The organism is Piscibacillus salipiscarius (assembly GCF_042685285.1).
GTDB classification, from domain to species: Bacteria; Bacillota; Bacilli; order Bacillales; family Alkalibacillaceae; genus Piscibacillus; species Piscibacillus salipiscarius.
The window spans coordinates 114,673-138,623 of the sequence record NZ_JBHUMZ010000016.1 but is presented as its reverse complement, the minus strand read 5'-3'; the positions used below and the strand labels follow the sequence as shown (position 1 = coordinate 138,623).

29 protein-coding genes are annotated in these 23,951 nt (G+C 34.8%); all 29 read right to left on the bottom strand.

Going from position 1 to position 23,951, the window contains the following annotated elements:
* Positions 1 to 60: 60 nt before the first annotated feature.
* Positions 61 to 945 (bottom strand): translation elongation factor Ts, encoded by an 885-nt coding sequence (tsf, locus tag ACFSW4_RS05460; RefSeq protein ID WP_377327964.1) that lies wholly within the window; start codon positions 943 to 945, stop codon positions 61 to 63.
* Between the two features lie 125 nt (positions 946 to 1,070).
* Positions 1,071 to 1,823 carry a 30S ribosomal protein S2 gene (rpsB, locus tag ACFSW4_RS05455; RefSeq protein WP_377327962.1) on the bottom strand — a complete coding sequence of 251 codons (753 nt, stop codon included), beginning with the start codon at positions 1,821 to 1,823 and terminating at the stop codon, positions 1,071 to 1,073.
* A gap of 145 nt (positions 1,824 to 1,968) precedes the next feature.
* Positions 1,969 to 2,412 carry a DUF6115 domain-containing protein gene (locus tag ACFSW4_RS05450; protein WP_377327960.1) on the bottom strand — a complete coding sequence of 148 codons (444 nt, stop codon included), beginning with the start codon at positions 2,410 to 2,412 and terminating at the stop codon, positions 1,969 to 1,971.
* 13 nt (positions 2,413 to 2,425) lie between these two features.
* Positions 2,426 to 2,698, bottom strand: a complete 273-nt coding sequence (locus ACFSW4_RS05445; protein WP_054751476.1) for a hypothetical protein — start codon at positions 2,696 to 2,698, stop codon at positions 2,426 to 2,428.
* Between the two features lie 20 nt (positions 2,699 to 2,718).
* Positions 2,719 to 4,104, bottom strand: a complete 1,386-nt coding sequence (locus ACFSW4_RS05440; protein ID WP_054751478.1) for a DUF342 domain-containing protein — start codon at positions 4,102 to 4,104, stop codon at positions 2,719 to 2,721.
* Positions 4,105 to 4,154: 50 nt separating this feature from the next.
* A complete protein-coding gene (locus ACFSW4_RS05435; protein ID WP_377327958.1) occupies positions 4,155 to 4,922 on the bottom strand; it encodes a FliA/WhiG family RNA polymerase sigma factor in 768 nt (255 codons plus the stop codon).
* 43 nt (positions 4,923 to 4,965) lie between these two features.
* Complete coding sequence (locus ACFSW4_RS05430; RefSeq protein WP_377327956.1) at positions 4,966 to 5,460, bottom strand: chemotaxis protein CheD; 495 nt, start codon at positions 5,458 to 5,460, stop codon at positions 4,966 to 4,968.
* A gap of 3 nt (positions 5,461 to 5,463) precedes the next feature.
* Positions 5,464 to 6,084, bottom strand: coding sequence for a chemotaxis protein CheC (locus ACFSW4_RS05425; RefSeq protein WP_377327955.1), 621 nt, complete (start codon positions 6,082 to 6,084; stop codon positions 5,464 to 5,466).
* 18 nt (positions 6,085 to 6,102) lie between these two features.
* Complete coding sequence (locus ACFSW4_RS05420) at positions 6,103 to 6,549, bottom strand: chemotaxis protein CheW (RefSeq protein ID WP_054751480.1); 447 nt, start codon at positions 6,547 to 6,549, stop codon at positions 6,103 to 6,105.
* Positions 6,550 to 6,560: 11 nt separating this feature from the next.
* A complete protein-coding gene (locus tag ACFSW4_RS05415) occupies positions 6,561 to 8,549 on the bottom strand; it encodes a chemotaxis protein CheW (RefSeq protein ID WP_377327953.1) in 1,989 nt (662 codons plus the stop codon).
* 1 nt (position 8,550) lies between these two features.
* A complete protein-coding gene (locus ACFSW4_RS05410; RefSeq protein ID WP_377327951.1) occupies positions 8,551 to 9,597 on the bottom strand; it encodes a protein-glutamate methylesterase/protein-glutamine glutaminase in 1,047 nt (348 codons plus the stop codon).
* Between the two features lies 1 nt (position 9,598).
* On the bottom strand, positions 9,599 to 10,471 hold the full coding sequence (locus tag ACFSW4_RS05405; RefSeq protein ID WP_377327949.1) for a MinD/ParA family protein: 873 nt from the start codon (positions 10,469 to 10,471) through the stop codon (positions 9,599 to 9,601).
* Positions 10,468 to 11,580, bottom strand: coding sequence for a flagellar biosynthesis protein FlhF (gene flhF, locus ACFSW4_RS05400; RefSeq protein ID WP_377327947.1), 1,113 nt, complete (start codon positions 11,578 to 11,580; stop codon positions 10,468 to 10,470). Before flhF ends, ACFSW4_RS05405 begins: the two co-directional genes overlap by 4 nt.
* Positions 11,577 to 13,613, bottom strand: coding sequence for a flagellar biosynthesis protein FlhA (gene flhA / locus ACFSW4_RS05395; protein WP_377327945.1), 2,037 nt, complete (start codon positions 13,611 to 13,613; stop codon positions 11,577 to 11,579). The genes flhF and flhA overlap by 4 nt, the downstream gene beginning before the upstream one ends.
* Before the next feature lie 19 nt (positions 13,614 to 13,632).
* Positions 13,633 to 14,715 (bottom strand): flagellar biosynthesis protein FlhB, encoded by a 1,083-nt coding sequence (gene flhB / locus ACFSW4_RS05390; RefSeq protein WP_377327943.1) that lies wholly within the window; start codon positions 14,713 to 14,715, stop codon positions 13,633 to 13,635.
* Positions 14,716 to 14,717: 2 nt separating this feature from the next.
* Entirely contained in the window at positions 14,718 to 15,497 is a 780-nt protein-coding gene (gene fliR / locus ACFSW4_RS05385) for a flagellar biosynthetic protein FliR (protein WP_377327941.1), read from the bottom strand.
* A 1-nt stretch (position 15,498) separates the two neighbouring features.
* Positions 15,499 to 15,768 carry a flagellar biosynthesis protein FliQ gene (gene fliQ, locus ACFSW4_RS05380; RefSeq protein WP_377327939.1) on the bottom strand — a complete coding sequence of 90 codons (270 nt, stop codon included), beginning with the start codon at positions 15,766 to 15,768 and terminating at the stop codon, positions 15,499 to 15,501.
* A gap of 15 nt (positions 15,769 to 15,783) precedes the next feature.
* The gene (fliP, locus tag ACFSW4_RS05375) at positions 15,784 to 16,452 is read right to left on the bottom strand and encodes a flagellar type III secretion system pore protein FliP (protein WP_377327937.1); all 669 of its coding nucleotides are present in this window, start codon (positions 16,450 to 16,452) and stop codon (positions 15,784 to 15,786) included.
* A complete protein-coding gene (locus tag ACFSW4_RS05370; RefSeq protein WP_377327935.1) occupies positions 16,445 to 17,089 on the bottom strand; it encodes a flagellar biosynthetic protein FliO in 645 nt (214 codons plus the stop codon). The genes fliP and ACFSW4_RS05370 overlap by 8 nt, the downstream gene beginning before the upstream one ends.
* Before the next feature lie 20 nt (positions 17,090 to 17,109).
* Positions 17,110 to 17,472, bottom strand: a complete 363-nt coding sequence (locus ACFSW4_RS05365; protein ID WP_377327933.1) for a response regulator — start codon at positions 17,470 to 17,472, stop codon at positions 17,110 to 17,112.
* A gap of 16 nt (positions 17,473 to 17,488) precedes the next feature.
* Positions 17,489 to 18,634, bottom strand: a complete 1,146-nt coding sequence (fliY, locus tag ACFSW4_RS05360) for a flagellar motor switch phosphatase FliY (protein WP_377327931.1) — start codon at positions 18,632 to 18,634, stop codon at positions 17,489 to 17,491.
* On the bottom strand, positions 18,624 to 19,622 hold the full coding sequence (fliM, locus tag ACFSW4_RS05355; protein ID WP_377327929.1) for a flagellar motor switch protein FliM: 999 nt from the start codon (positions 19,620 to 19,622) through the stop codon (positions 18,624 to 18,626). Before fliM ends, fliY begins: the two co-directional genes overlap by 11 nt.
* Positions 19,623 to 19,660: 38 nt before the next feature.
* The gene (locus tag ACFSW4_RS05350; protein WP_054751488.1) at positions 19,661 to 20,083 is read right to left on the bottom strand and encodes a flagellar basal body-associated FliL family protein; all 423 of its coding nucleotides are present in this window, start codon (positions 20,081 to 20,083) and stop codon (positions 19,661 to 19,663) included.
* Complete coding sequence (locus ACFSW4_RS05345) at positions 20,076 to 20,294, bottom strand: flagellar FlbD family protein (protein WP_377327927.1); 219 nt, start codon at positions 20,292 to 20,294, stop codon at positions 20,076 to 20,078. The genes ACFSW4_RS05350 and ACFSW4_RS05345 overlap by 8 nt, the downstream gene beginning before the upstream one ends.
* Positions 20,295 to 20,333: 39 nt before the next feature.
* Positions 20,334 to 21,230, bottom strand: coding sequence for a flagellar basal body rod protein FlgG (gene flgG, locus ACFSW4_RS05340; protein WP_054751490.1), 897 nt, complete (start codon positions 21,228 to 21,230; stop codon positions 20,334 to 20,336).
* Positions 21,231 to 21,312: 82 nt separating this feature from the next.
* A complete protein-coding gene (locus tag ACFSW4_RS05335) occupies positions 21,313 to 21,687 on the bottom strand; it encodes a TIGR02530 family flagellar biosynthesis protein (protein WP_054751491.1) in 375 nt (124 codons plus the stop codon).
* Complete coding sequence (gene flgD, locus ACFSW4_RS05330) at positions 21,688 to 22,131, bottom strand: flagellar hook assembly protein FlgD (protein WP_054751493.1); 444 nt, start codon at positions 22,129 to 22,131, stop codon at positions 21,688 to 21,690.
* Between the two features lie 2 nt (positions 22,132 to 22,133).
* Positions 22,134 to 23,357, bottom strand: coding sequence for a flagellar hook-length control protein FliK (locus ACFSW4_RS05325; RefSeq protein ID WP_377327925.1), 1,224 nt, complete (start codon positions 23,355 to 23,357; stop codon positions 22,134 to 22,136).
* Positions 23,358 to 23,390: 33 nt separating this feature from the next.
* Positions 23,391 to 23,948, bottom strand: a complete 558-nt coding sequence (locus ACFSW4_RS05320) for a MotE family protein (protein ID WP_377327923.1) — start codon at positions 23,946 to 23,948, stop codon at positions 23,391 to 23,393.
* Positions 23,949 to 23,951: the final 3 nt, after the last annotated feature.

Genomic DNA, 23,951 nt, shown 5'->3' with positions numbered 1-23,951 from the left:
ATTGACTATTCTCTCTTGAAAAATAGGAGACACAATGTGTCCCCTATTCATCAGCAATTATTATTTATTGACTTGGTTCATAACTTCATCAACGAAGTTATCTTCACGTTTTTCCATTCCTTCGCCAACTTCATAACGAACGAATGATTTAACCGTGGCACCATTAGATTCAACAAATTGTTTAACTTTCTGATCAGGGTCTTTAACAAATTCCTGTTCTAATAGGCAAATTTCTTCAAAGAATTTTCTTAAACGACCTTCGACCATTTTTTCAACTATGTTTTCAGGCTTTCCTTCATTTAAAGCTTGTTGTTTTAAAACTTCACGCTCTTTGTTAACTTCTTCCTCAGGAACTTCATCACGTGAAACATAACGAGGGTTTACTGCAGCAACATGCATTGCTACATCTTTAGCTACTGAATCTTCTGTTGTACCTTCTAGTAATGTTAGAACGCCAATACGTCCTCCCATGTGTAGGTATTCACCAAAAGCAGCATTATCACTTTTTTCTACGATTTCAAAGCGACGTAGAGAAATTTTCTCACCGATTTTTGCAATTGCAGATTTAATGTAATGTTCAACAGTTTCGTCAGTATCATTGATGTTTTGTTCCATTGCTTCTTCAACTGTAGCAGGTTTGAACTTAAGGATATGTGTAGCCAAGTCATTAAGTATGGTTTTAAACTGATCATTTTTAGCTACAAAGTCAGTCTCACTGTTCACTTCAATAATGACAGCTGTGTTGCCTTCACTTACGATATGAGTTGAACCTTCAGCGGCAATACGGTCAGCTTTTTTAGCTGCTTTAGCCATGCCTTTTTCACGAAGATATTCAACAGCTTTATCAATATCGCCGTCTGTCTCAGTAAGTGCTTTTTTACAATCCATCATGCCAGCACCAGTTTTTTCACGTAATTCTTTAACCATTTTTGCAGTTACAGCCATAAGAATCCTCCTTAAACTCATTCTATATAGATTTAGGCTTTGATTAATTAATCATCGCCATGCATAGTATGTTTATTTGCTTTAAAAAAGGTGATAAAAGGCTCAACCTCTTATCACCTCACCTTTTATTCTTGCACAGTTTCAGTTTCTTCTACTACTTCTTCAGTAGCTTCTTCAGAAACATCTTGAGTTGTTTCGCCTTGCTTAACTTCTAAAATAGCATCTGCCATTTTAGCAGTCATTAGCTTAACAGCACGAATCGCATCATCGTTTGCAGGAATGACATAATCAACTTCATCCGGGTCACAGTTAGTATCAACCATTGCCACAATAGGAATGTTTAATTTGTGAGCTTCCGCAACAGCAATGCGTTCTTTACGAGGGTCAACAATGAATAGAGCATCTGGTAGACCATCCATGTCTTTAACCCCGCCTAAGAATTTTTCAAGACGTTCTTTTTCTTTAAGGATCATAACTACTTCTTTTTTCGGTAATACATCAAATGTACCGTCTTCTTCCATGCGTTCAATGTCTTTTAGACGATTAACACGCTTTTGGATTGTTTTGAAGTTAGTTAATGTACCACCTAACCAACGTTGGTTAACGTAGTACATTCCAGAACGAAGAGCTTCCTCTTTAACAGTGTCTTGAGCTTGCTTCTTCGTACCAACGAATAATACAGTTCCTCCATCTTCAGCAATTTGCTTAATGAAGTTATACGCTTCATCAACCTTTTTAACTGTTTTTTGAAGGTCAATGATGTAAATGCCGTTACGCTCTGTGAAAATGTATTTTTTCATTTTCGGATTCCAACGGCGAGTTTGGTGTCCAAAATGAACACCTGCTTCAAGTAATTGTTTCATTGAAATTACAGACATTCTAAAATTCCTCCTATGGTTTTATTCCTCCGCTTAATTCATAAATAAACCTCACTCAAAAGTATGAGCACCAAGGCTTATCTCCATAAGCGTGTGTATTAACACCAAAAGTTAATATATCATAACAAACCTAAACAAGCAAGGATTATTGGTGTATTTTTTCATTAAATTTAATGATTAATTCTACTTCGGTATGACCAAGATCTAATTCTTTAGCAATATGATCAATTGTATGGCCTTGTTTATACATATACAGTACCTGAGATTCTGTTGAAGGTGTATCTAATTGATCAGATGTCATGTCTGGATTAATCATATCTATATTCGAATTATATATATCGTCATTAGGGGAAATATGTTCATCTTGTTTTTCAGGCTTAATTGAATTCAGATTGGACAATGATTCCACAAATTTTTTGTTTTCATCTTTAATCTCTAATAAATAGGAATTAAATAGATCCTCAATATCTTTAACTCTTTGCTCATCGTCTGAGTATTTAAACTGTTGAATTCTCTGAAACAAATAAAAAATAATGACGAAGGTCACACCATGCAGCAATAAACTTAAAGTGAATAAAAAAGAACTCATATCTTTACCTCATTTAGCCTTTTAAATCATAGAGTTTCCCTAGAAAAGGATGTGTGCCTAATTGTATATTTTCCTGTTGCTTGTTATGACGATTTAAATCATTAGATGCGGAATTATCAGAATTAGTTTTTTGAACTTGTTTTCGTCTTAAAAGTTCTTCAGATTGGTTCGTTTGTGCAAGGTGAGTTTGTAAAGTCTGTCCACGTTGATTATATTGTTCCTGTAAGTGCGCAGCATCGACCACTCTTGGAAGCGCAACTTGCATTTCAACAGATTTCCAGCTCAATTCATACACCTCCACTCATATTATTCAATCGATTCTAAACTGAATTCTTTTCCATCAAAAAGAATAGATGCTTGTTTAAAGGGACTATTAAATCGTCTAGAATATTTACCAGAAGTTACTTCTACATTTGGGTATAGCATACCATGAATTAATATTTGGTTAAACTTTTTATTCTCATTATGGTCAGTTATTTGTTCTTGTTTTTGAAAAAGTTCCTTTAATTTTAACTGTTTTTCTTCTAATGTATATCTTTGTTTCTTTAGCGTTAATTGTTCCTTAGGTGATCGTTCGCTTTTCTTAGATAATGCTTGTCCAAGTAATTGTAATTTTTCAATTTCAGAATCTAGTTGTTTAATTTGTTGGTTTATGTTCATTCTATGGTCTCGGTCCTCTTTATTTTCACCAAGATATACTCGAGTTAATGTGTGCATTCGATTACCTAAATCTTGACATACGATGATGGAACCTGCTGAAATTGTGCCCCCAATCACATGCCCTTTTTGACATGTTATAGCTTCTAAGGCAGTTATTTTGCTATGTATGATGGATTGCTCAACTTTTATATGTCTTCCTGCTTTAACATGCCCTTGATTAATATGAGGAGTCGCAAGATCAACACCCGCTTCAATAAAACCTTTTCCAGTGGCTGAAATTCCTTCCTTTATATAGATTGAGCCTCCAGCCTTAATAATAGCTCCTTCAACTAATCCTTCAATTGTTATGTCACCTTTAGCTTCAACACGATACCCCTCAGGCACATCACCTTTTATAAGCACCGAACCATTAAATTCAATATTACCAGTTGATAAATTTAATGATTCATTAACTTCGTATAAAGGCAACACTTTTATCTGATTATTAATCAATGAAACTTGACCAAAATTGGAAGCGTAAATAGCTTGTTTATGTTCATCAAAAGTCGTATTTTCACCTGCCATAATATGAACAGTTTTACCACGTCTTGAATGAACTACCTCATCATAAACATCTTTACCAGCTGTCCCCTCAGAAGGTTGCTGAATAATAGCAATTAATTGACCTGGTTCTACAACTGGTATTTTGATTACATTTTTAAAATCGATTCGCTCCTGTTCATGAAGCTCCATTCTAATTGAATGTTCAACTTTGAAATCAATATAACCATCTCGTCCTGGACTGGGATGATTTCCTTCAGCAATCAGGATAGGGAAGCTAACCTTATTTAGATTATTTATAATAAAATCAATATTGTCATAGCGCAACCCATAGCTAACTCCCTGTTCTTGAATAAAATGGAGCAAATCTTGATTCGTTACATTTAGCTCATAATTTAACAGTTTATTTAGTTCAATAGGGTCTAGTGTATGTAAATATGCAGACATCTTATCTTCAGTAACAGTTACTTGAAAAACCTTATTCAAATCCACCTGTCACCCTCCTCTCGAGGTGATAGAATATCACAAATAGTCTAGAATGATCATGATATTCCAGAAAGCTGATCTTTCAATTTCGTAATAGCTTTGCTATGAATTTGTGAAATTCTTGATGTCGAAAGGCCAAGGATCTGCCCTACTTCTGTTAATGTGAGTTCTTCTTTATAAAATAAACTTATAACGAGTTGTTCTTTTTCATTTAAATGTAGAATGGAATGAGATAGCTCTTCTATTTGTTCTTGTTTAATCAATGCTTCATCAGGTGATAACCTGTCTTGGTCAGGAACAGTATTTCTCAAACTTTCTCGCTGTTCGTCTGATTCATCATTTGTTTTTTCTTCTATTGATAATAAGTTAGCATATAGTGTATCTTTAACAATTTCCGCAACCTCTTCCTCAGGCATCTCTACATATTCCGATACCTCAGACAGTAAGGGAGTCCTTTTGAAACTCTGTTCCAATTGTTCGTAGGCACTTTCAATAATTTTCGATTTATCACGAACTGTCCGTGGCAACCAGTCTTCTTTTCTTAAACCGTCAATAATGGCACCTTTAATTCTAATTGAAGCATATGTATCAAATTTTAAATCTCTATTGTGATCAAACTTCTCAAGAGCATCGACAAGCCCCATGAAAGCTAAACTTTTAACATCTTGACGGTCTACATTTTGGGGAAGATGGGCAAAAACACGATTAACTTGATAAGTAATCAGTGGCATATAGTATTCTACTAACTGGTTCCCGACTTCTTGATCGTGCTCTTGTTGCCACTTTTTCCAAAGCTCTGATAAAGAGGCTGTCTTATGTTGCATCACAATTCCCCCACTTGTAAATAATAAGATTGCGTTAAATCAATTATATATACTGAACGCCTTGATAAACGGTTCTAATCTTCAATTGACTCGTTTCAATATCAAACTCAATCGATCGTCCGTTATGTCCACCTACATCTTTTGCAACAATCGGAATGTTTAATTGGGATAACTTCTTTTCAATCGCTGATACATTTTTCTGACCGATGTTTAACTTATCTGATGATGTCGTTTTAAACATCTGTGCACCACCAGCCATTTTTGCTTTCATGTTAAACACTTGACTGCCTTCTTCTGATAATAAATTCAAACACGTGTCGATTCCGGTATCTGCAAATTTCCCCTTTTTAAAATGAGACTGTCTAGTCATGTTAGAGTCAGGCAGCATCACATGAGCCATGCTAGCTATTTTTAAACTCTCATCATATAATATAATTCCGACACATGAACCTAAGCCTGAGGTTATAAGGGCTTGACTACTTTTCGCAATTGCTACATCAGCTATTCCTACTTTAACTTGTTCTTGTAATTGATTCATCACTTAAACTCCTAGTTGACTAAAAATCTTATCAAACGCATTCGGGTCAGGCAATAAGAAGAAATGACCATTAATGTCCTCATTAAAGAAATCTGACTGAAAAACTGTTTCAATGATAATAGCATAGTCGGAAGTCACTGATGTCTCAATTAACCCCTCAGTCATTATGGCTCCTGCCATGTCAACTGTTGCCTCAGGCACAAGAGAATACAAATTAATTTGCAAAAAATCTGATAAAGCTCTTAAATAAGATCCCGTTAATATGTTCCCTAATTCTAAGAAAGCTGAAAAAGCTAATTCATTTTGCTCATTTAAAATTGATTGTTTAGCATCCTGAGTTAATGTCTGAATGAACTGATCAGCTTGTTCTGGAGATATAAAGAAAAACATATTCCCAGTAAACTCGCCTTCAAATTCGACAAACGTTGTGGCTTTCACTTCATCTGGACCGCCTGTAAGCTCTATAATTTCTTCAAAGCTAATAACATTAACTGTCGGTACACTCATTTGGATTGGAATCGATAATAAATTAGATAACGATGTTGTGGCATTTCCAGCTCCAATGTTCCCAATTTCTTTTAACAAATCTAAATGAAGATCATCTAATTTTAATAAATCTCGCATCTTATACGTCTCCTTAAGCTAGACATGATGTTGTTTCACAAAATCTGCTTCAAATACATGCTCTAAGCTTAATAATACAATTAAACGTTGCTCGTGCTTAATGACGCCCTCAATATAGTCACGGTAGTTTTCAGATATCGTTTCCGGAGGTGGCTCAATATCATCATTGTTAATCTCGATTACATCATCCGCTCCATCTACGATTAATCCAATAGATTCCTGGCTTCTATTCGTGATGATAATACGGCTCACTTCATCTAGTGGTTTTGCTTCAAAGCCCATTCTTTCCCTAAGATCAATGACGGGAGTAATGATTCCTCTAAGATTAATGACACCTTTAACAAAACCTTCGGTATTAGGAATTCGAGTAACAGGCTGAGTACGTTCAATTGAATGAATATAGTCAATCGGGATAGCATAACATTCTTCATTTAATGTTAAGATAATAAACTTTTGTCTTTCCATATTAACCCCCCTTATTTCACTAAAGCGTTAGAATCGATAATTAAGGCTACTTCACCATCTCCTAAAATAGTTGCTCCAGAAATAGCATATGCATCCTTCAATCTAGCACCTAAATTCTTAAGCACAATTTCTTTTTGTCCGATAAATGAATCGACAATTAAGCCGGTTAATCTATTGCCTTTACGAATTACAACAATCGAGTAATCTTCACGATCTCTATTAATTTGATTAACACCATAGACGTCACGAATATCAACTAAAGGAATAATTTGCCCTCTAAAATCAATGACTTCTTGGCCATGCGCACTATAAACTTCATTTTTGTGAATAACAGCTGTTTCCATAATTGAAGATAGCGGGATTGCGAATATTTCGTCATCCAATTTAACAAGGAGCGCTGTAATAATAGATAGAGTTAATGGTAGTTTAATCGAAAAAGTTGTACCATAATTTAATTCAGAATCAATCTCTATGGTTCCCCCAAGTGATTCGATTGTATTTTTGACAACGTCGAGGCCGACTCCTCTACCAGATATGTCAGAGATTTGGTCTGCAGTTGAAAAACCACTAGACATAATTAATTCATATATCTGAGAATCTGCTAATTTATTAGAGTCTTCAGCTGTAATCACTTGATTTTGAATGGCTTTTTGAAGAACCTTTTCTTTATTGATGCCGCCACCATCATCTTGTATCTCTACAAAAACATGATTTCCACTGTGATACGCTTTTAAAAATAGCTTACCAGTTTCAGGTTTTCCTTTGGCAACTCGTTCCTCAGGCATTTCAACACCGTGATCTATAGCATTACGTATTAAATGAACTAGTGGATCACCAATCTCATCAATGACAGTCCGATCAAGCTCAGTGTCTGCACCTGTTACTTCAAGCTCAATTTTTTTCCCTAACTCCTTTGATAATGAACGGACCATTCTAGGAAATCTATTAAAGACTTGATCTATGGCAACCATTCGCATCTTTAAAATAACATTTTGTAACTCACTAGACGTTCTTGTCATACGTTCGACAGTTTCTTTAAAATCTTGATGGTCTATGGAATGGGTTAGTTGTTCTAAATGACCTCGGTCAATAATCATTTCTTCAAATAAGTTCATTAGAGCATCTAAGCGTTCTATATTAACTCGAATGGATTTACTTGTTACAGGCTTTTTAGTTTCAGTGATGTCTGCTTCTTTAACATCTTCAACTGTTGTAGATACTTCTTGCTCAGTTTCTTCTTGATGAGTTGAATCATTAAATGCAACATACTCAATCGTGACTTCTTTAATTTCTGATACATTTAACAACTGTTTTTTTAGTTCATCATGGTCAGTATCGGTGATAAATAAGACATTAAATGTTTGCTCGAATTCTTCATTCTCAAGTTCTTCCACAGTTGGAGTTGATTTTATAACACTCCCATTATTTTCGAACACATTAAAAACCATATAGACACGTGCTGCCTTTAATAAACAGTCTTCATCAATCGAAATGGTAATATCAAAGATATTCTGCCCTTGAGCACTGGCCTGTTCAACGACTGTTAATTCGAACTCATCGAGGTTAAGGTTAGTTTGAACATTAGATGTATTTGAACTGCTTATAGGCTCAGATAATTCTTCTCCAGATTCTATTTTATTTAACTGATCTAGAATTACCTGTATCTCTTTTTGACCGTTTCCACCATTTACAATGTCCTCAACCATTGTTTCTAATGCTTCTAAAGATTCAAACATAACGTCTAGTACATTAGATGTAACATCTAGTTCTTGGTTTCTAATTAGATCTAATACGTTTTCTAATTGGTGAGTTAATTTTGATAAATCATTAAACCCCATAGTAGCAGCCATTCCTTTAAGTGTATGAGCTGCTCTAAAAATTTCATTAACTTTATTAATTTCTTTAGGGTTTGATTCAAGTTCTAACAAACTATTATTCATTAATTGTAGATTTTCAAAGCTCTCGTCAATAAATACATCTAAATATTCATTTGTATCCATCTTAACTCTCTCCCTTTTGGACAACTAATTCCGTAAGTGCTTCTCCAATTTTATTTATTGGAAGTACTGCATCCGCACCTACATTTTCAATAGCACTTTTCGGCATACCGTAAATAACAGATGTTTCCTCTGATTCTGCAATAATGTAATGAGAAGGCTGACTTTGTTTTATTTGTTTTAGACCATTAGTGCCATCTGACCCCATTCCGGTTAAAATGACGTTAATCAAATTAAAATCACTTAATTTGGATAAAGAATGATATGTATAATCCACGGAAGGTGTATGTTTAATCCCTGTAGGTGACAAGTCAATATTAATTACCAATGTTTGTCCAACCTTCTTAACAGTAAGTTGTTTACCACCAGGTGCAATATAAACGGTACCTTGTTTTAGTATTTCACCATGGTCAGCTTCTTTTACAGTCAGACTAGAAAGTTGATTTAACCTTCTAGCTAATGATTTGGTGAAACTTGCTGGCATATGTTGTATTACGATGACAGGGGATGCTAATTCTTGAGGTAATTGATTTAATAATATTTGTAATGCTTTAGGTCCACCTGTAGAGACTCCAATTGCTATAAGATTTCTATGGTATAAAAATTGCTTTGTATTTTTCACTTGATAATGAGCAGGTTTTTTTTGCAAATTAGCTTGATATGCCATATGAATTTTATTAATTAATTCTTCTTTTACGTTATCTATATCAAGCGAAATTGAGCCAGATGGTTTTGACACAAAGTCAACAGCACCTAATTCCATCGATTTAATTGTCGCATCAGCTCCATGCTGAGTTAAACTTGAAAGCATGATAACTGGAATGGGTTCCGTATTCATGATTTCCCTTAATACTGACAAACCATCCAGAACTGGCATTTCAACATCAAGTGTGACAACATCAGGTTTTAGTGATCTAATTTTATCTAAAGCTTGCTGTCCATTTCTCGCTGTATCCACGACTGACATACCTTTAGAAGTTTGAATCATATCAGTGATCATTTTTCTCATGAAGGCTGAATCGTCAACCACAAGCACTCGTATGTCATTCATTTTAATCTACCTTTCTAATAAAAAGAGACTTTAACTTTTGAATGAATTGCCCTTTTTCATCTTCAGATAAATCGTGATTAGCCTTTAAGTAATCTAGCGTCATCTTTGCCATTGTTTTACTCACTCTCGCTCTTCGTTCTAAAATATAAAATGGCGTTTGTTCTTTAACTGCTTTAATGACAATTGGATCTTCTGGTAAGCTGCCTAACAATCTAATTTCTTGAGAAAGAAAGTTTTGTACGGCCAAATTTAATCTTTCATATACATTTAACGATTCTTGTATTCCAGAAACACGGTTGACCATAAGAGAAATCTTAACATCTGATGTTTCTAATACTAAGTGTTTGATGGCAGCATACGCATCTGTAATGGATGTCGGTTCAGTCGTTGTGACAACAAAACATTCATCAGCTGCAGAAATAAAAGCCATATGTTCTTCTGACATCCCTGCTCCCAAGTCAAATAAAATATAGTCATACTGCCTTGTAATATTTTCAAGCTGATTTAAAAAATATTCATAACGGTTGCCATCCAAATGAAAAAAACTAGACAATCCTGTACCAGCTGCTATGTATGATAGATTGTTTGGTCCCTTTTCGATAATGTCTTCAATACTTAATTGATCATCTAACATTGAAATTAGTGTGTGTTTTGGATACATCCCTAGCAAAATGTCAATATTACCCATCCCTATGTCTAAATCCAAAATTAAAACTTTTTTACCTTGACTACTAAGACAAATGGCAAAATTAAGTGCAAAACTTGATTTTCCTACTCCACCCTTACCACTAAACACTGCGATTGTACGGGCATTTTTTTTCTCGAAATTATCTAAAGCACGCTTTCTTAACTCAAAAGCTTGGTCTTCTATCATTCCTTGTCACCAACTAACATATCAACAATTAGTTCAGGTGAAGCATCTTGGATGTCATCGGGAACATTTTGTCCGTTCGTTAAGTATGACATTTTAAATTTATACTTATTCCATAAATTATAAATAGGTCCAAATTGGGTTGTTTCATCTATTTTTGTGAAAATAACCCGGTTAATGTTTAATTTTGAAAACCTTGAATAGATATCTTCTAAATCTTTTTGTTTAGATGTTAATGATAAAACGCAATACACTTCATCATTAGCTTTAAAATCTACATAATCTTGTATTTGTTCTATATACTCGTCTTTTCTATAATTTCTGCCTGCTGAATCGATAAAGATAACATCGTATTGATAAAATTTCTCCTTTGCTTTTTTTAAGTCTTCCTTAGAATAGGCTACTTCAATAGGTACATTTAAAATTTTTGCATAGGTCTTTAATTGGTCTATAGCAGCAATACGATAGGTGTCCAACGTGATAAAAGCTACTTTTTTTCCTTCAGATATAGATTGAGATGCCGCTAGTTTGGCAATCGTTGTTGTTTTTCCCACTCCTGTTGGCCCAAATAAATATACATATTTTGATTCACACATTTTTGGTTGATCCGTTTCAATGTGTTCTAACCGCTGCAAGAAGAACTGTTTAGTAACGCCCTTTAACTGTTCTTCACTTTTTAATTGTTCACCATAGTATTTTTCTAAGAGATAAGGACTTAGCTGGTTTAAGACGTTTTGATCAACATCCTGATCTCTTAAACCTGTAATGATTGCTTGAATTGGCCCTGGTAATAAAGTCTGATGATCTTGTGTAGTAGATAATTGTTGTTTTAATAATTCTAGTTCTTTAAGCACATGATCACTGGGTTGTTTAACTTCAGTTCTTTGTGGTTTATTCGTTTCAAACCGAATTGATCGTTTATCTTTGTGATGATCTCTAGGGTTCGGGTCAATAGCAGCAAATACTTCGATATATTTTTTTCTAAACAAACCTAAGAAGCCTCTTGTTTTTTGCTCCCTAGAATTTAAAATGACAGCCGATTGCCCTAATTCTGACCTGACGACCTTCATGGCTTCAGGCATAGTTGATGCCGTATACTTTTTTACCTTCATGACAAGTTCACCACCCCTGAACTTTCAACATCTACATCTGGTTCTAACTCGTTATAAGAGAGCACCACCACATCAGGTAAATGTCTTGATATTAATTGTTTGATATACATTCTAACTGCTGGAGAACAAAGAACTATAGCTGTTCCGTCTTGGATGAATGCTTTGTTTCGTTCCTGATTAATAGCTTCAATGATTTTTTGCTGATTTTCAGGATCTAAATTGAGAAAATTACCATGATCTGTTTTATGAATATGTTCAGCTATGAGCTTTTCAATATTTGGAGAGATTGTAATTACATTGATAATTCCTTGTTCATCCATGTACTGTTTTGTAATTTGTAGTGATAAGGATTGTCTGCAATATTCTGCTAACAAATCCGTATCAGTCGTCATTTTACCGAAATCAGCAAGTGTCTCAAAAATTATTGGTAGATTTTTGATTGAAACTTGTTCACTTAATAATTTAGCAAGAACCTTTTGAACATCTCCAGTTGATAATGGTTCTGGAGTAACTTCTTCCACTAATGTCGGATGTGTTCCTTTGAGATGCTCGATTAACTGTTTCGTTTCTTCTCTGCCTAATAACTGACTTGCATACTTCTTGATTATTTCAGTTATGTGAGTGGACACAACTGATGGCGGGTCGACTACTGTATAACCAGCTAATTCAGCTTCATCTTTTTGTTCTTCATTAATCCACTTAGCAGGAAGTCCAAAAGCTGGTTCGACTGTATCAATACCATCAACTAGCTCATCATCAACTCCAGGACTCATAGCTAAGTAATGGTTAAGGTATAACTCTCCTTTTGCCACTTCGTTTCCTTTAACCTTTAACTGATACTCATTTGGATTAAGCTGAATATTATCCCTAATTCGAACGACTGGTATTACCAACCCTAGTTCTAAAGCTAACTGCCTTCTAATCATGACAATTCGATCAAGTAAATCCCCGCCTTGATTTGCATCTGCAATCGGAATCAGAGCATATCCGAATTCAAATTCAATCGGATCGGTATTTAGGAGCTGTACCACACTTTCAGGTGATGACATATCTTGCTTTGTTTGCTCGTCTTCATCAACAAAATCTTCAACTTCCTCTTGTTTTTGTTTAGCAGAATCAAGATAAAAACCACCCACACCTAATAAGGCAGCAATAGAAGTTGTTAACCCAAAGTTTATTGGAGTGAGCCCTAATAAGAAAATCGCCCCTGCAGCAACATATAGCAGTTTTGGATATCTAAATAATTGTTCTGTTACGTCGTAAGATAGATTTCCTTCTGCTGCTACTCTTGTTACGATAATTCCAGTGGCGGTAGCAATTAACAAAGCTGGAATTTGTGATACGAGACCATCCCCTACTGTCAATCTTGTAAACACATTGACTGTTTCTGTAAAAGAAAGGCCCATTTGAGTCATGCCAATTATAAAACCAAAGATAATATTAATAAGAACAATAACAATACCTGCTATTGCATCACCTTTAACAAATTTACTGGCACCGTCCATAGCACCATAAAAATCTGCTTCATTTTCAATTTTTTCTCTTCTCTCTTTAGCCTGCTGTTCAGTTATTAAGCCAGCATTTAAGTCAGCATCAATGCTCATCTGTTTACCAGGCATTGCATCTAAGGTGAACCTAGCGGCAACTTCCGATACACGTTCTGCACCTTTTGTAATAACAATGAACTGGATGATCACTAAAATAACAAATATGACTAACCCTACAAATGGATTTCCACCTGTAACAAAATTACCGAATGTATCAACGACTCCTCCAGCGTCAGCTTCTGATAGAATAGAACGAGTTGTTGACACGTTTAACCCTAATCTAAATAGCGTTAATAAAAGTAATAACGAAGGAAATATTGCAAACTGTAAAGGCTCTTGAGTATTCATAGCCACCAATATAACGATTAATGCCAACGTTATATTAAATAATATTAAAACACTTAATAAGCCTCCCGGAAGAGGAATAACAAGCATAATGACTATTAAAATAACTCCTAATAAAACAGATAAATCTCTCGCTGACATAATTTATAACCTCACTTCGTTACACTTTACGCTGTATGCTATAAACATAAGCTAACACTTCGGCAACAGCCTGGAAAAAATCTTCTGGTATTTCTTCATTTATATCAACAGCTTGATACAAATTCCGAGCCAACCATTTGTTTTCAACTAAAACCACATCATTCGCTTTGGCTACTTCTCGTATTTTAAAAGCTATATAATCCGCACCTTTAGCAACAACAAAAGGTGCTTCAGCTCGGTCTTCATCATATTTAACAGCAATGGCATAATGCGTTGGGTTTGTAATAACTACATCTGCCTGCGGAACTTCACTCATCATTCTTTGCTGGGCCATTTGCCTTTGCCGCTCTTTCATACGCGATTTAATTAGAGGGTCACCCTCAGTATTTTTGTGTTCGTCTTTAACATCTTGCTTTGACATTTTTATGTTTTTTTCATGGTCATATCTTTGGTATAAATAATCAGGTATAGCAAGGAACATAAGAATTAATGATGAAGCTACCCCCATTAAAATTGTGAGCTCTCCGAAGAATTTAATAGATTCACTAACGCTCTTCATCGATAGAAGCATAATGTCATCTTTATTAAGCCAAATGACACCAAAACAAACAGCTCCTATAGCAATGATTTTAAACATGGATTTCAAAAATTCTACTATTGCTCTGACCGAGAAAATTCTCTTAAAACCCTTTATAGGATCAACTTTTTTCAGGTCAAACTTTATACTTTCAGTAGAAAAGAGAAAACCAATCTGTACATAGTTCGCAATAAATGCGGCAATCATCGCAACAGCCATAATAGGAGCAACAACCTTAACACCTTCTATCGTCATTTGAAATAAAATAGATTCTAGTGTTTTTTCAGTTAAATCCCAATGGATAAATTCAGTGAAGCTATATGTATACATTCCTGTTAAGGCTTCTCCCATAAAAGAACCAAACACGATAAAAAACATAAAAATGCTAAATAGCATAATAGACGTATTAACATCTTGACTTTTAGCCACTTGGCCTTTTTTCCTAGAGTCCTGTCTTTTCTTGGGTGTTGCTTTTTCAGTTTTCTCTTGGTTAAAAAATTGTAGATCTAAGCGTAATTGCTGCAAAATTACGCGCCTCCTAATACTTGCATTAAGTCCCTCATAGCGGTAAGCATAAATTCGAATAAATTAGTAATTAAAACAAAAAAGAAGCTAAAAAAGATTAACATTACCGCAAAGCTTATTAAGATTTTTAATGGTAACCCAACAACAAACACATTGACTTGAGGTACAGTTCGAGCAATCATTCCTAAAGAAACGTCGACTAAAAACAACATTCCAACAATCGGAATTGACATTTGAAATGCTATAACAAACATTTGACCAAATGTATTTATGATTAACTGCGGAAAAGATGAGCTTGAGATAGAAATTAGATCTGTCATCCCTATAAACTCATAACTGTAATAAATCCCATCTAATAATAAATGATGTGCATTGGTTGATACGAGTAATAGCAAAGTAAAAATATAAAAGTATTGACCAACTATTGGACTTTGAATACCAGTCTGTGGATCAACCACATTTGCAATCGCAAATCCCATTTGGAAATCAATAAATCCTCCAGCAATTTGCACAGCTACAAGAATCATATAAGCGATTAACCCAATCATTAATCCGACCGTAATCTCTTTAAGTAATAAAATGATAAAAAATCCATCAAATATCAGGACGGGTATCTCGATAGCAAAGAACATTACCCATGTTAATAACACAACAAAGGCAATCCGATGAGTCATTGGTATGGATCGGTAAGAGAAAAATGGAACCATCATGAAAAATCCAGCTAATCTAGCAAATAATAATAAGGCTCCTGGTAGTCTGGCTAAATCAATTGCATCTATCATATCAACCAACCACTCTAGTTAAGTTATTAAAAATTTCAATTGTAAATTCAATCATCTTTTGTAACATCCAAGGACCAAAAAAAACGATCCCAACAAACACTGCCACGATTTTAGGGATAAAGGCTAATGTTTGCTCTTGAATTTGAGTAGTTGCTTGAAAAATACTAACTAATAAACCGACTGCTAATGCTAAAATTAATAATGGCCCGACTACAACTAATATCGTATATACGCCGCTTTCAGCTAACGAGATCACATTGTCTGCACTCATAATTGTTCCAACTCTCTACATATAACTTTCTAATATGGATTGTGTGATTAAGAACCACCCATCAACCATTACAAACAATAATATTTTAAATGGCAATGAAATCATAACCGGCGGTAACATCATCATGCCCATAGACATAAGGACACTTGCAACTGCCATATCAATCACAAGAAAAGGAACAAATATCATAAAGCCCATTTGAAAGGCCGTCTTAAGTTCACTTATCGCAAAAGCCGGTATCAATGATGTCATTGGAATTTCTTCAAGAGATGAAGGGCGTTCTGCCCCAGAGTAGTTGAGAAATAACATTAAGTCTTTTTCCCTGGTATGGTCTGCCATAAATTCTTTAAACGGCATACTAGCTCGATCATATGCTTCATCTAATGTAATTTCTTCATTAAACAAAGGTTCTAAAGCTTCATCGTAAACCTCCGTAAAAGTAGGAGCCATAATAAAAAACGTTAAAAACAATGCTAGTGCAATTAATACTTGATTGGGCGGCATTTGTTGAGTCGCTAGAGATGTTCTAACAAACCCAAGTACAATAATAATTCTAGTAAAGCTTGTTAATAATATTAATAGACTCGGAGCAAGCGTTAATATGGTGATTAGAATAAGTAACTGAATAGCTGTCGAAATATTGTTAGGGTCATTTTCTGCAAAGATATTTACAAATTCATTCATCTTTTGACCCCTCTTTTCGATCTTGGTAACGCTTCATAAGTCGCTCCCTTGTTTGTCTCATTGATTCAAATTGTTTATTGAATTGATTCTTTTGATTTTCTCGTTGATATGGGTTTGTCGTTTTTTTCTGAAGAGATTTTAAAACATCTTGAAACGATTTAGTCTCATTGTCTTGATGATTCAAAAGCCCTTGAATGGTCTCCTCATCATCTATCTCATTTAATAATTGAACATCTTCACCCACACCAATCAGAAAATATTTATTACCGACTCTGACAATCTGGACTGATTTGTTAGCCCCTAATGACAATCCGCCTAAATTCTCTAGAGACCTGCTTTGTTGATAAATTCTACTTCTTTTCTGTAAAAATTTTAGTAGGAAGTAAATTAAACCCAAAACAACAATTAAAGCCATAATCATTTTCAAAAAGTCTAGAAACAATGACCGATCTGATTGAAATTCGGGTTGAGAATTCTCCGGTGATTCAACATTCTCACTTTGATTAGACTCTTGTTCTTGATTATTAACCAGGTCAGATACGCTTCCATCATCATTTGTTGAAGCTTCAATCGTGATACTGGATTGTCCATGTAGCATAATGCCTATACATAGAAGAAGTGTGATCAATTTTTTCATTAAAATCTACCTTATTCTTTCTAATTTAATACTTTTTTAATAGCTTCTAACACTCGTTCAGCTTGGAAAGGCTTTACAATAAAATCCTTAGCTCCAGCCTGAATTGCATCAATGACCATTGCTTGTTGTCCCATCGCTGAACACATAATTATTTTCGCATTTGGATCATCAGCTACTATTTCCTTTAACGCTGCAATTCCATCTTTTTCTGGCATTGTAATATCCAATGTCACAAGATCAGGTTTTAATTCATGGTACTTCTCAACTGCTTGTACACCGTCTTCAGCTTCACCAACTACTTCAAAATCATTTTTCTCAAGAATATCTTTAATCATCATTCTCATAAATGCTGCATCATCAACTACTAAAATCTTCTCTCCCATTTTTAAATCCCCCTATTTATCTTAATTTTTTTAGTCGGTCTGATTTATTTAATATGTCTGTAACTCTTACACCAAAGTTTTCATCGATGACTACAACTTCACCTTTTGCAATTAATTGATTATTAATTAAAATATCAACGGGCTCTCCCGCTAATTTATCTAGTTCAATAATAGAGCCTGTATTTAACTCTAATATGTCCTTAATAGATTTCCTAGTTCTACCCAATTCAACAGAAACGTTTAGAGGAATATCCATTAATAAATCAAGGTTACGATGCTGAGCTGAACTAACATTTTCATTTGTTTCTTCAAAAGATGAAAATTCAGCAGATTCAATCTGCGCACCTTGCTGTTTGATATGACTATGCCCTAATGATTGGGGTTCACGTTTAGGTTCGTTTAGTTCTTGTGGTTCCTTAGATTCTAAGGACTCTTGTTGTTGGTTAGCAGCTTCTTGTTCTTCATTTGAATTTATAAGTTGTTCAACGTAATTTTTAGCAAAATCTAAAGGCATCATCTGCATAATACTAGAATGAATTAAATTTCCAACTTTAAGTTCAAAGGAAACCTTCACAAAATAATCTTCATTAGGGACGTAATCCATGCCCTCCCCCGTCTTCACATCCATTACCACTGTTTTGGGAGGTGAAATATCAATTTTCTTATTAAATACTGATGATAAACTCGTAGCAGCTGTACCCATCATTTGATTCATAGACTCTTGTACAGCACTTAACTGAAGTTCACCTAATTCCTCATTCGGATTTGTCCCATCCCCACCTAACATTAAATCAGCAATCACGGCTGCATCATGATTTCTAATAATAAGCAAATTAAGGCCTTCAACACCTGTTGTATAATCTACAATCACTGCTACATGTGGTGTTGGAAACTCATCTACCAATTCCTGATTACTTACCAAGTTAACCGTAGGTGTTGTAATTTCAACCTTTTGATTTAATATTGTAGATAAAGTTGTAGCAGAACTACCAAAAGAAATATTACCCAGTTCACCTATAGCATCCACTTCCATAGTTGATAGGGCATCTTCTAATGGGGGACGGTTGTTCGAATTGGCTTGACTATCATTTTGTTCACTTGAGTTCTGCCCATTTAATAGAGCATCTATTTCTTCTTGGGATAACATATCATCATGACTCATTATCTTCCCCCCTATATTCTTCAATAACTTGTACAGCTAATTGTTTATTCTTCTTACCAGGCTGCACATAAAATTTCGGTTCATCATTTGCTGTTAAGGTGAGTGGATCCTGAATCTTATTGTCAAGGACGATGACATCATCTTGACTAAGATTAAGGAACTCCTCTATCGAAATAGTAGATTGACCTAACAAAACTTTTGCATCCACTTCTACTTTTTTAATGTTTTGACTTAATAGGTTATATTGTTCAGTATCTATTTCCTTAACATTTTCCTCCATCCAATAATGCATGGATAATTTAGAAATGATCGGCTCAAGAACAATGTGTGGTAAACAAATATTAATCATCCCGGTTGAATCACCAACCGTCGTGTTTAATGTAATCACGACAACTGTTTCATTTGGAGAAACTAATTGAACGAATTGTGGGTTCACTTCTAACTCTTCTAATTCAACTTCTATATCTATCATAGAAGCCCATGCTTCTTCGAGTTGCCCCATCGATTGTTCGAATGTCCTTTTCATAATCAAGGTCTCAATTTCAGTTAAGTTCTCAACTTTATTCACTCCAGACCCTTTACCACCGAGCATTCGGTCTAGAACAGCGTAGGCAATATTAGGGTTCATTTCAAAAACAATTCGCCCTTCTAAAGGGGAGACTGAAAAAATGTTCAAAATTGTCTTTTGAGGTACAGAGCGAATAAATTCTTCATATGGAATTTGCTCAACAGAAGCTAATTCAACATCCACATAAGTTCTTAACTGTGCAGATAAGTACGTCGTTAGAAGTCTAGCAAAATTCTCATGAATTCTTGACAGACCTCTCACTTGATCTTTAGAAAACCGTAAAGCCCGTTTAAAATCATAGACTTTAACTTTTTTCTGTTCTTGTTGATCTTCTTTTAATTCGTTTGCATCCATCTCCCCACTCGAAATAGCGGAAAGTAAGGAATCAATTTCATTTTGGGATAAAACTTCTTCTGACATGAATTCACCTCCATTACTTGGAGTGAGTTAACATAACTCTACTGCAGTACTTTCTCAATAACATATACATCGGTCACTAATCCATCATCTAGTAACTCATTCAACTTTAATTTAATTGATTCTTCAATTTGGTCTAAACCAGTGCGAAAATCAACAGACTCTCGTACAGTAAGAGTTTTAATAATGGCATTATTTAACTGGAATCCTTCGCCTTTTTTTAAATAATTTAATGCTTCTTCTTGATCCGTTATAATACGAAACTTAATTTTAACAAAGGATCCATCCATTAAATCTGTTGTGATTTCTTCGGTGACTAATGAGTTTTCAAGTTGATCATCGATTGTTGGTTCACTTGCTTCACTAGTCGTATTGTCAATATAAAGTAAAACCACTATTGTAATCACACCAATTAGTGTTAAAGATACTAGACTAGTTAACATAATTTTGACAGGCTTACTCATCCTCAATCACTTCTTTCTGAGTCAATTTTATAAGTCCTATTTGTTGATAGTAATTCGTGATTGATTGTATTAAATCAGAAACTGGTTCTTTTACAAAATGTTTCTTACCATTTGATAACGTAATTGTTGTATCTGGTAATGACTCAATTTTTTCTATAAACAATGCATTTAAAATAAATGATTGGCCATTTAATCTTGTAACTTCAATCATATTTAGGTTAGGGGACTAAATTAGCCCCCTTCCTCCTTACTATCGTTTTAGGTTAACTAACTCTTGTAAAATTTCATCAGATGTTGTGATGACTCGTGTATTTGCTTGGAAACCACGCTGAGCGGTAATCATTTCTGTAAATTCTTCGGATAAATCAACGTTAGACATTTCTAATGACCCTGCAAAGATTCCGCCAACACCATTAGTTTGTGGTGTGTACAAGTCAGCTACATCATTAAAATCTGCACCGTCAGTAACAACTCCTGCGTTACCAGTAAGTTTATAAAGATTTCCTCCGGCCTTTTGTAAACCTTCAGGGTTAGAGAATTTAGCTAACCGGATTTCGCCTGCTGTCACACGATTACCATTCTCATCAATAAAGTCAACATTTCCATTACCACCAATACTAAAGCTTTGAGCCGTTTCTGGAATTTGAATACGACTTGCTACTTCATTTCCAGCATCACCAGTTGAACCTACTAAATATTGACCACTAGCGTTAACAATATATCCATCATTATCTAAGTAGAAATTCCCAGCTCTTGTAAAACTAATATTGTCTTGATCTAATTGAATAGTGTCCGCGTCTCCGTTAGCCAATTTTTCAGCAACAACAAACATCCCATCACCTTCAATTGATAAATCTAGAGGTCTGTTTGTCATTTGACGGTTCCCCTGCGTGTGAATGTTATCAATTGTTCCAGTTGATGAACCTAACCCCACTTGCATTGGATTTTGTCCACCTCTTACAGGACCTCCATCCGCATTCACTGGAGCTGTTGCTCCTTGCATGGTTTGACTCATTAAATCTGAAAACGTTAAACGCCCTTTTTTAAAACCGAACGTATTAACATTCGCTATATTATTTGAAACAACATCTAATTTTGTTTGAAAACTTTTCATACCTGAGATTCCTGTGTACATTGAACGTAACATAAAACCTCTCCTCCCATAATTTTTAAAATGTTTAGTGTCACTTCAGTCGGTCCGTAACACTTAGGCTTCCTTACGGTCCAGCCTAATCTGGTATAACAATGGTGCCGTTAATATTTGTTACAACATCTGCTTGTTGTCGGTCCATTGCTGTTATAATCGTGTGGTTTTTATTACTAGCAATTAAAATTGCATCTTTAAGTATGACAGCTGAATCTGTCACGCCTTTCTTTTCAGCTTCTTTCATCTTTTCACTGATCATGTCCCATTTTTGTTCAGTAATCTGTATATTTCGTTCATCTAATCTCTTTTGAGCATGTTTACTAACCGTAACTTTTTCTTTAGTAGCATGATGTAGAGCATCTTTAAACGATACCTGTCCAGATTTATCAGGTCTTTTACTTGTCGGTGGTTGTAATGGTAATGTCTGATGATGTATTGGGTTTATTTTATATGACATTTAAACCACCTCTTCCTCATTCATAGATGATTCAATTTGATAAACTTGTGCCGCACTGATTGTCTGCCCATTATTTAAGGATAATAGGATTTCATTTCCTTCCCTTTTCACGGATTCAACAGTTGCCGTTAATTCCTTTATTTCTTCCCCTTCTCTTGTCTGATAACTAACTTCTTTATCAATTAAGTTTGAGAACTGCAAGAAATTTTGACTGATTTGTTGATTAACAAAGCTTTCAAAACCGCTTGACATGTTTGTCATCTGTTCTAGCTGTGAAAATGAAGCCATTTGCGCGACAAAGTCTTGATCTTTCATTGGATCTAATGGGTCTTGATTTGTTAACTGGGTCATTAAAATTTTTAAGAAGGCATCTTTATCTAAATTAGCATTACCTTCTCTTGTTTGATTTTGACTATTTAAATAAAGTGACGAATCGACTTTCATCCTTACACCTCCTCTTCGAATAATAAATCTTTAAATGACTTTCCAGATTGTTCATCATTGGCATGACTATGTTCTTGTTCATCATGATCAGAACCTTGCTGTTTAGATGACTGTTCTTCTTGACCAAACAACTGTTGCTCGTCTGATGATAATGACTCCGCTTGTCGCTCAACAACGACTTGGTTAGGTGAAAACAGATGCCTCAATTGCTGCATATTTCCTTCTATCATCTCTTTTGCAACCTGTGTAGATACAGTAATTTTCACAGCCATTTGTCCATCAATTTGAGTAAATTTGAGTGACATATCCCCTAAATTAGCTGGCTTTAGCTGGATGGATAATTGTTTTTGACCACCTAACTGACTAAAACGTGTTTGTTGAATCATTTTCTGAAGTTGTTCAATCAATTGTTGTTGCGGCTGACTAGTTGTTGATTGTGATTGCCTCGATAAATGAATCACTAGTTGTTCTTGTTTAGACACAGCTGGTTGGTCGGCTAATGTAACTTTTCCACTATCTACTTGTTGAATTGATTGGCGCGGTAACTGTAATTTGTATTCTTGAAAACTATTTGACTGTTCTAGTAGATTTTTTACTGCTTTAACCAACTGACTCGAAACTTGATGTTGCGTCTGTTGCTTACTTTCTTTTCCAGAAACCTGATTGACAAAGTTAGCCCATTTTGTCATCCAATCTTTAGGTAAATTAATTTTAGAATTTTGCTGCATTGTCTGACCTTGGGTCACAGCTTCACTTAACTGAATTATTTTAGCCAATAGATTTGTTTCTTTATCGTTAGCAGGTTGATGTAACAAACTTAACTGGCCATTTAAAGAAGCTTGATTCTGCTGTTTAAATATAACCATTCCGATTAACTCTAAGGCTTGATTCTTATTCATCATGGTTTGATCTTGAATCAAAGTTAAAAGTTGTTCTTCAAAACCTTCCCCTAATAATTGATTTAGCTGTTTTAGTGAGTCTATAAGTTCATTAGAGTTGCCTTCAATTGTAGAAAGGTCACCCGACATTAACTTTTGATATAAGCCCCTCAATGCTTTGTTAAAAGATTCCATAGCTTCAGTTAATAGCTTATTAGAACTCTCACTAGTTAAATGTTGAGACATTAAATCTTTAAACCCTTGCCCTTGAAGTTTGCCTGTGATTTCTGATGTCAATACTTGAGGTGCACGATTAACTTGAGTGACCATGTTCATCATCATTTCCATTTTTCCACCCCCTTTCAAAGGGAAGTAAATTATTTACTGATTCATCAACAAATTAGTAAATGATGCCGCATTTTCTGGGTTCATTTCACTCATAATTGTACCTCTTGCTTCATCAGGTAACTGAGATAAAATACGAACAGCATTCCCTTCGTTCATCTGAACAATAATGTCAGCTGCGTTACTTGCTTCCATCTCAACGAATGAATTCGTTAACTTCTTGATTTCTTCACCTTGATCAACCTGTTTTGTTTCTAGATTTTTCATCTCTTGTTTAAACTCTTCAATTCGCTTTTCTAGTTGCTGAATTTCTTGATCACGCGTTTTTATTTGACTCTCTAAGTCAGCTATTTTTTGATCTCTATCTTTTAAAGTAGATTCATAGTGTTCTAATTCACGCTCTTCTTGTTTCTCTGTATCGGCAGAAATAAATGGAAGTTGATTTCCAAGCTCTTTAGCTTTATCCATTACATCAACCCCAGCTACACTAGAAATGATAAACCCAATAATGATAGCAAAGATAATCGGCACCATAATAACCATAAAAATCCATTGAAATTTATTCGATTGTTTTGTTTCCTGCTTTACTGACATATC

Coding starts and splice junctions, on each gene's coding strand:
- tsf (WP_377327964.1), bottom strand. CDS start 945: ATGGCTGTAACTGCAAAAATGGTTAAAGAATTACGTGAAAAAACTGGT.
- rpsB (WP_377327962.1), bottom strand. CDS start 1,823: ATGTCTGTAATTTCAATGAAACAATTACTTGAAGCAGGTGTTCATTTT.
- ACFSW4_RS05450 (WP_377327960.1), bottom strand. CDS start 2,412: ATGAGTTCTTTTTTATTCACTTTAAGTTTATTGCTGCATGGTGTGACC.
- ACFSW4_RS05435 (WP_377327958.1), bottom strand. CDS start 4,922: ATGCAACATAAGACAGCCTCTTTATCAGAGCTTTGGAAAAAGTGGCAA.
- ACFSW4_RS05430 (WP_377327956.1), bottom strand. CDS start 5,460: ATGAATCAATTACAAGAACAAGTTAAAGTAGGAATAGCTGATGTAGCA.
- ACFSW4_RS05425 (WP_377327955.1), bottom strand. CDS start 6,084: ATGCGAGATTTATTAAAATTAGATGATCTTCATTTAGATTTGTTAAAA.
- ACFSW4_RS05420 (WP_054751480.1), bottom strand. CDS start 6,549: ATGGAAAGACAAAAGTTTATTATCTTAACATTAAATGAAGAATGTTAT.
- ACFSW4_RS05415 (WP_377327953.1), bottom strand. CDS start 8,549: ATGGATACAAATGAATATTTAGATGTATTTATTGACGAGAGCTTTGAA.
- ACFSW4_RS05410 (WP_377327951.1), bottom strand. CDS start 9,597: ATGAATGACATACGAGTGCTTGTGGTTGACGATTCAGCCTTCATGAGA.
- ACFSW4_RS05405 (WP_377327949.1), bottom strand. CDS start 10,471: ATGATAGAAGACCAAGCTTTTGAGTTAAGAAAGCGTGCTTTAGATAAT.
- flhF (WP_377327947.1), bottom strand. CDS start 11,580: ATGAAGGTAAAAAAGTATACGGCATCAACTATGCCTGAAGCCATGAAG.
- flhA (WP_377327945.1), bottom strand. CDS start 13,613: ATGTCAGCGAGAGATTTATCTGTTTTATTAGGAGTTATTTTAATAGTC.
- fliR (WP_377327941.1), bottom strand. CDS start 15,497: ATGATAGATGCAATTGATTTAGCCAGACTACCAGGAGCCTTATTATTA.
- fliQ (WP_377327939.1), bottom strand. CDS start 15,768: ATGAGTGCAGACAATGTGATCTCGTTAGCTGAAAGCGGCGTATATACG.
- fliP (WP_377327937.1), bottom strand. CDS start 16,452: ATGAATGAATTTGTAAATATCTTTGCAGAAAATGACCCTAACAATATT.
- ACFSW4_RS05370 (WP_377327935.1), bottom strand. CDS start 17,089: ATGAAAAAATTGATCACACTTCTTCTATGTATAGGCATTATGCTACAT.
- ACFSW4_RS05365 (WP_377327933.1), bottom strand. CDS start 17,472: ATGGGAGAGAAGATTTTAGTAGTTGATGATGCAGCATTTATGAGAATG.
- fliY (WP_377327931.1), bottom strand. CDS start 18,634: ATGAGTCATGATGATATGTTATCCCAAGAAGAAATAGATGCTCTATTA.
- fliM (WP_377327929.1), bottom strand. CDS start 19,622: ATGTCAGAAGAAGTTTTATCCCAAAATGAAATTGATTCCTTACTTTCC.
- ACFSW4_RS05350 (WP_054751488.1), bottom strand. CDS start 20,083: ATGAGTAAGCCTGTCAAAATTATGTTAACTAGTCTAGTATCTTTAACA.
- ACFSW4_RS05345 (WP_377327927.1), bottom strand. CDS start 20,294: ATGATTGAAGTTACAAGATTAAATGGCCAATCATTTATTTTAAATGCA.
- flgG (WP_054751490.1), bottom strand. CDS start 21,230: ATGTTACGTTCAATGTACACAGGAATCTCAGGTATGAAAAGTTTTCAA.
- ACFSW4_RS05335 (WP_054751491.1), bottom strand. CDS start 21,687: ATGTCATATAAAATAAACCCAATACATCATCAGACATTACCATTACAA.
- flgD (WP_054751493.1), bottom strand. CDS start 22,131: ATGAAAGTCGATTCGTCACTTTATTTAAATAGTCAAAATCAAACAAGA.
- ACFSW4_RS05325 (WP_377327925.1), bottom strand. CDS start 23,357: ATGGAAATGATGATGAACATGGTCACTCAAGTTAATCGTGCACCTCAA.
- ACFSW4_RS05320 (WP_377327923.1), bottom strand. CDS start 23,948: ATGTCAGTAAAGCAGGAAACAAAACAATCGAATAAATTTCAATGGATT.